The sequence below is a fragment of the uncultured Gimesia sp. genome, assembly GCF_937910335.1.
GTDB lineage: Bacteria > Planctomycetota > Planctomycetia > Planctomycetales > Planctomycetaceae > Gimesia.
Window position 1 is genome coordinate 1 of sequence record NZ_CALEMX010000360.1, and the last position, 6165, is coordinate 6165.

Annotated in this window: 5 protein-coding genes and 1 pseudogene; all 6 read left to right on the top strand. The window is 48.7% G+C overall.

Going from position 1 to position 6165, the window contains the following annotated elements; all coding sequences use genetic code 11:
• Positions 1–1172, top strand: a 1172-nt coding sequence (locus Q0668_RS14500; protein ID WP_298865910.1) for a cytochrome c, incomplete at its 5' end; no start/stop codon positions are given.
• A gap of 98 nt (positions 1173–1270) precedes the next feature.
• Positions 1271–2107: a cytochrome c oxidase subunit II gene (gene coxB, locus Q0668_RS14505; protein WP_298865912.1), complete on the top strand. Its 837-nt coding sequence runs from the start codon at positions 1271–1273 to the stop codon at positions 2105–2107.
• Positions 2104–3933 carry a cbb3-type cytochrome c oxidase subunit I gene (locus Q0668_RS14510; RefSeq protein ID WP_298865914.1) on the top strand — a complete coding sequence of 610 codons (1830 nt, stop codon included), beginning with the start codon at positions 2104–2106 and terminating at the stop codon, positions 3931–3933. The genes coxB and Q0668_RS14510 overlap by 4 nt, the downstream gene beginning before the upstream one ends.
• A 40-nt stretch (positions 3934–3973) precedes the next feature.
• Positions 3974–4939 carry a COX15/CtaA family protein gene (locus Q0668_RS14515; RefSeq protein WP_298865916.1) on the top strand — a complete coding sequence of 322 codons (966 nt, stop codon included), beginning with the start codon at positions 3974–3976 and terminating at the stop codon, positions 4937–4939.
• Position 4940: 1 nt separating this feature from the next.
• Positions 4941–5873 (top strand): heme o synthase, encoded by a 933-nt coding sequence (cyoE, locus tag Q0668_RS14520; protein ID WP_298865918.1) that lies wholly within the window; start codon positions 4941–4943, stop codon positions 5871–5873.
• Positions 5874–5943: 70 nt separating this feature from the next.
• Positions 5944–6165, top strand: a pseudogene (locus tag Q0668_RS14525) (heme-copper oxidase subunit III); the annotation flags it as partial.

Sequence of the window (6165 nt, forward strand, 5' to 3'; positions counted from 1 at the left end):
AGTTTGAAGGGCTGCCCACTGACTTTGGGGATATTCAGGGCACCGTCAAATCCGTTGAACCCTCCGAGAAAGACCAACCACTGATTCGCATTCAAGTCACGGGTCTGGAAAACACTTATCACAAACTGCAGGGACTGCCCCTGGAATGGACTTCCGGCAAAGGACAGCGGCAGGTTTCACGAATCAAATCCTACAATTATGAAACGAGCACGGTTGCCGTCGAAAAATCCGCAGAGATCTCGCCTCAACCCGGCGATACATTTCTCGTCGAATGCGTTCGCCTGCAGCAGGGCCGTGATCTCTACAATCGGCACTGCATGCACTGCCACGGCATGAGCGGCGAAGGAACCGGACCGACATCGCGTTATCTGAATCCTCCTCCCCGCGATTTCCGCCTGGGAATTTATAAATACACATCGACCAAACCAACCAATAAAGCACAGAATGAGGACCTGGCTCGTACGGTCAAAGAAGGCATTGCAGGCACTTACATGCCGTCCTTCAAATTATTGACCGACGATGAAGTTTCCGCCATCGTCAACTATGTCGTCTGGCTTTCGATTCGGGGAGAAACCGAAAAGATAATGGTCGACGAACTCTTTCAGGAGTATTCCAAAGAAGAACTGGCCGAACGCATCAGCGAAGAAGGTGGCGAGACGAAGCAAGAGGTCCTTGATGAATTAAAAGATTTCATGGAAGAGGACTTTCCTGACACGATCGAATATGCCACCTCACGTGTTGCGGATGCCTGGGAAGAAGCCAATCAGGAAGACGCCATTGTCGTACCCAGAGAACCACGTGTCGCCGACACTCCGGAATCCCGAGAGCGAGGTCGTAAGCTTTATCTCAGCGAAAGAACCAAATGCGCCACCTGCCATGGTCCCCAGGGACGCGGCAATGGAACAGCCACCCAGGATTTCTGGACGAATCCGACCACCAACCAGAAATATCCTGATCGGGGCCTGCATGATATCTGGGGAAATCAACTCTCACCGAGAGATCTCCACCGCGGAATCTATCGAGGTGGCAGAAGACCAATTGATTCTTATCGACGCCTTTTTGCGGGCATCAAAGGTACCCCGATGCCCGCCTTTGGTGGTGCACTGTCTGATCAGGAACTATGGGATCTGGTGAATTACGTCATGAGCCTGCCCTATGATGGGAACCGTTGACATTTCACAAACCGGCCGATGAAACCGAATGAATGATCCGCAAAATTTTATGAAAACCAATTGCATCCTCAACATGAAATTCGAATGGGAGACCTGTAGTGGGTAAAGGATGGTGTTTATTTTTTCTATTCTGGCCAGTGGCGGCGGTCGCGTCTTGCGCGATGGCTCCCTTCGTGAATTGGTCGTTTCCCTACGATAATGCGCAAGCCGCCAGCAATCTGGGCATTCGCATTGATGGGTTGTTTTATTTAATACTGATCATCACAGCGATTGTATTTATTGGCACACAGGCTGTCCTGGTTTATGCCTTGTGGCGCAGTGTAAATAATCGCGAGAAACGCGCCATGCATATTCATGGCAACCATAAACTGGAACTGATCTGGTCCATTATCCCCGGCGTGATCCTCCTGTTTCTCTCGATTTACCAGATGAATATCTGGGCGGATTTTCGAATCAAGAAATACTTTCCAGAGGCAGCAGTAAAAGCCCCCCTGGCGGAAGTAACCGCACGCCAGTTTGAATGGCGATTCCGTTATCCTGCCATCGGCAAAAAATTGCAGCAAAAACCCCAGTCTGATGATCTGTATTCCGTGAACGAACTGCATGTTCCTTTTGGAAAGCCTGTACTCATTCAGTTACGCAGCGAAGATGTACAACATTCGTTCTTCCTGCCCGCTTTAAGAGTCAAACAGGATGCCCTGCCCGGTTTGCAAATTCCAGTCTGGTTCGAAGCAAACAAAACCGGGATTTATGATCTGGTCTGTGCAGAACTCTGTGGCTGGGGTCATTATAAAATGAAAGCCCATGTGATTGTGGAATCTGATGGCGAGTATCAGAAATATCTGAAGGACCTCACACAAAAACAATCTTATGATGGCCTGGGTAAAATTGCCTCGAAAGATAGCAGCAGAGAGAGTGAGGCAGCAGAGAAATGAGTGTATTAAATCCTCCCCCTACCGGACTGCAACCGATCCTGAAACCTCAGGCACATCACGCTCCCGGAAACTTTATCACAAAATATATCTTTTCCACTGATCATAAAATCATCGCCGTGCAGTTCCTCTTCACGACATTGCTGATGATGATTGTCGGCGGAGCATTGGCTCTTGCGGTTCGCTGGCAGCTGGCTTTTCCCTGGGAATCTATGCCCATTGTAGGCCCCTGGCTGTTTGCCGCCGAAGGGGGGCAGATCTCGCCCGAGTTTTACACCATGCTCTTCACAATGCACGCCACCGTGATGATCTTCCTGGTCATTATCCCGATTCTGGCGGGAACCTTCGGCAACTTTCTGATTCCGTTGATGATTGGTGCCGACGACATGGCCTTTCCTAAGCTCAATATGTTGAGCTACTGGTTTATGTGGCCCGCAATTGCCTGCTTCGGTCTTAGTTTTGCCTACGCTGGCGGTCCTGCCGCTGGTTGGACTTCCTATCCCATTCTGGCAGATCTGGCGCAAGCAGCCCCCGGTTCCGGAAATGCACAAACTCTCTGGCTGTTCGGAGTCACCTTTATTGGTTTCTCATCAATGATGGGTTCCATCAATTACATGACCACTATCATTAATATGCGTGCCCCGGGCATGACCTTCTTCCGACTGCCAATGACTATCTGGGGATTATTCATCACTGCCATCCTGCAGGCGTTCGCCCTGCCCGTACTGACCGCCGGCGGTTTCATGCAAGTCGCCGACCGTTTACTCGGAACCTGTTTCTTTTATCCGTCCGGCCTGGTCATCAATAACGCGGCTCCCACCGTAGGTGGCGGACAGGCACTTTTATGGCAGCACCTGTTCTGGTTCTATTCGCATCCCGCTGTTTACATCATGCTGCTCCCCGTAATGGGCATGGTTTCCGATATGCTGAGCTGCATGTGCCGCAAACCTTTGTTTGGTTATAAACCAATGGTGATCTCGATGTCAGCCATTGCCAGTCTGGGATTCATCGTTTGGGGACACCACATGTATACAAGCGGAATGAACCCCGCTGTGGGCATGGCGTTCATGGTTGCCACCATGATGATTGCACTCCCCTCCGCCGTAAAAACCTTCAACTGGACAGCCACCATTTGGGGCGGAAAACTGGAATTCAATACCGTTACTTTAAACTGCATCGCCTTTTTATCGATGTTCATCGTTGGTGGCTTAAGTGGAATCTTTATGGCCGCTGTTCCCGTTGACGTTTATTTTCACGACACGTATTTCATTGTCGCCCACTTTCACTATATATTGTTCGGTTCGACTTTGTTTGGAGTTTTTGCCGCCATTCAGTTCTGGTTCCCAAAAATGTTCGGGCGGATGATGAATGAAAAACTGGGGAAAACTCACTTCGTGCTGACGTTTATCGGTGCCAACGGAACCTTTTTCCCGATGCACTTTCTAGGAATGCAGGGTATGCCCCGTCGTTATGCAGACCCATACCTGCACGGCTACCTCGAACATCTGGTGCCCATGAATCAATTCATGACCATCTCGGCAATCATCATGGGATTCGCACAAATCCTGCTGTTCATCAATATTTTCTACAGCATGTTTTGGGGCCCCAAAGCGGGTCGAAATCCGTGGAATGCCACAACTCTGGAATGGGCGGCTCCCTCGCCTCCCGGACATGGAAATTTTGACTTTGTGCCTATGATCTATCATGGCCCCAACGAATATGCCGTCGAAAATGGTGACAAAGACTTTCTCATGCAAAACGAAAAAGAGTGTCTTCCACCAGATAAAAAGGCCTCCACTGATACAGACGAAACTGAATCCACTGTTTAATTTGCAATAGTTTAAAACGTAACAAAAGTAGTCCTTCGTAATGAACACCCAACAATATCACCCTTGGCTTAACAAAATCGCACTGGCAACCACCCTCGCCACGCTGCCGTTGATGGTGTTTGGTGGTCATGTCACTACTGAAAACTATGGCATGGCGGTTGTTGGCTGGCCAGGATCTGACGGGCAAAATATGTTTACGTACCCCGTGTTCGGTCTACCCACAGACAAATTTTTTGAGCATGTCCACCGTCTGCTGGGGACGCTGGTCGGTTTTTTATCCATAATACTTGTGATTGTTGCTTTTAAAGTCGAACAGATAAAGTGGATTAGAAACATCGCGATCGCGGTCCTGGTTTGCGTGATAATCCAAGGCATTCTAGGAGGCACGCGTGTTACCGAAAACAGCAAAGCACTGGCAATGGCGCACGGCCTGTTTGGCGCTTGTGTCTTTACCCTGATGTCATTTTTGACAATGGCAACAGGCAAACGTTGGATCGAAATCAGTAAGGAGCCTCCAGCTCTTCCTGCCGGATATGGTCGTCGATTAGCGATCACCGTTCCACTGCTCGTGCTTTTTCAATTTTTTCTAGGCGGATGCCTCAGGCACTTTGGTGTCGGACTCCACCCGCATTTGAGTTTTGCTTTTGTAGTATTGATCTTTGTGATCATCGAATTTCGCAGTGCGCGTAAATCGGGAATCAAATGGTTGAAACGACCAGCAATGGGCATGCTCCACATTGGCATCTTTCAGATTATACTGGGATTTACCGCCTGGATTACAAAATTAGGACTCCCTTCTCAAGGGATTGTTGCAACAGCCGGTTCGTGGGAACAAAGCCTTTCACGCACTGCACATCTCTTAGTGGGAATCCTGTTACTGACAACAGTCGTCTTATATTCTGTGAAGGTCTTTCGTCTTCATCAATTAAATAAAAACAATCACAAACAGTCGGGACAAACTCTCTCCGCTACTGATTCATTACCGAATACTGAAGGTAACGCTTGAAATGTCTACCACACCACAATCTTACATTGCTGTTGAAGAATCGAAGTCGGCTGCCAAACTTATCAGCCTGGCCCGGTTTTCTGATTACATTGAATTAATCAAACCTCGTATTTCGACGATGGCTCTCATCTCGGTTGCACTAGGCTACACGCTGGCCAGCGCACACTCATGGTCGATCATTCCTCTGATTCATGCCATGTTTGGAATTGGCTGTGTCGCCATTGGATGCAATTCTCTGAACCAGTTGCTCGAACTCAAAAGCGATGCCTTAATGCCCCGCACAGCAAACCGACCACTGCCCTCCGGGAGAATGTCACTCTCTGAAGTGTTAGTCTTCGGTATCGCCTCTGCATTGATCGGTATATTTTATCTGGCCATCACGGTCAATTTACTCACCGCCTTTTTATCAATGTTGACGTTAGTGTTGTATGTCGTCGTTTACACCCCGCTGAAACGCTATACTTCGCTTTGTACTACCATCGGCGCCATTCCCGGTGCAATGCCTCCGATTTTAGGCTGGACGGCTGCCGGCGGAACCTTGAATACCGCATCCTTTTCCATCTTTGCCATCATGTTCTTCTGGCAATTCCCACACTTTCTGGCAATCGCGTGGTTATATCGTCATCAATATCATCAGGCAGGACTGAAAATGTTACCAGCCGCCGATCCTATTCGAGGCCTGATCGGCTGGATGTGTGTAATTTATGCCACGATTCTGATTCCCATCAGTTTGCTCCCTCAATATGTTTCGCTGGCAGGCACACTTTATACTGCCGTCGCACTCGTATTGGGAATCGGATACCTGATCTTTTCCATTCGATTTTTATGTAATGAATCCCGAAAAACCGCGCGAGAGTTAATCTGGTTCTCGCTGATCTATCTTCCCGTGCTGTTATTAACTCTCACATGGGATCGGCTGCAACTTTTTAATTGATGATCCAACAAGAGTCGTTTTGGGTAGCAACCACCGGTTGTTAGCCTGTGATGTGAACTGAAAGATTACAATGAGTCACGATAGTAAATTGCCACAATATCGAATGGGACTTCCCATACCACATTCCAAATTGGGAATGTGGCTTTTTCTGGCGACAGAAATCATGTTCTTTTCCGCCTTTATTGGCGCCTACATTGTGCTCCGCGCTGGCTCACCCGGTTGGCCCACTGATGCAAACATTACCCATATCCACGTCTGGGCAGGTGGCCTGAATACCTTCGTACTCATCCTC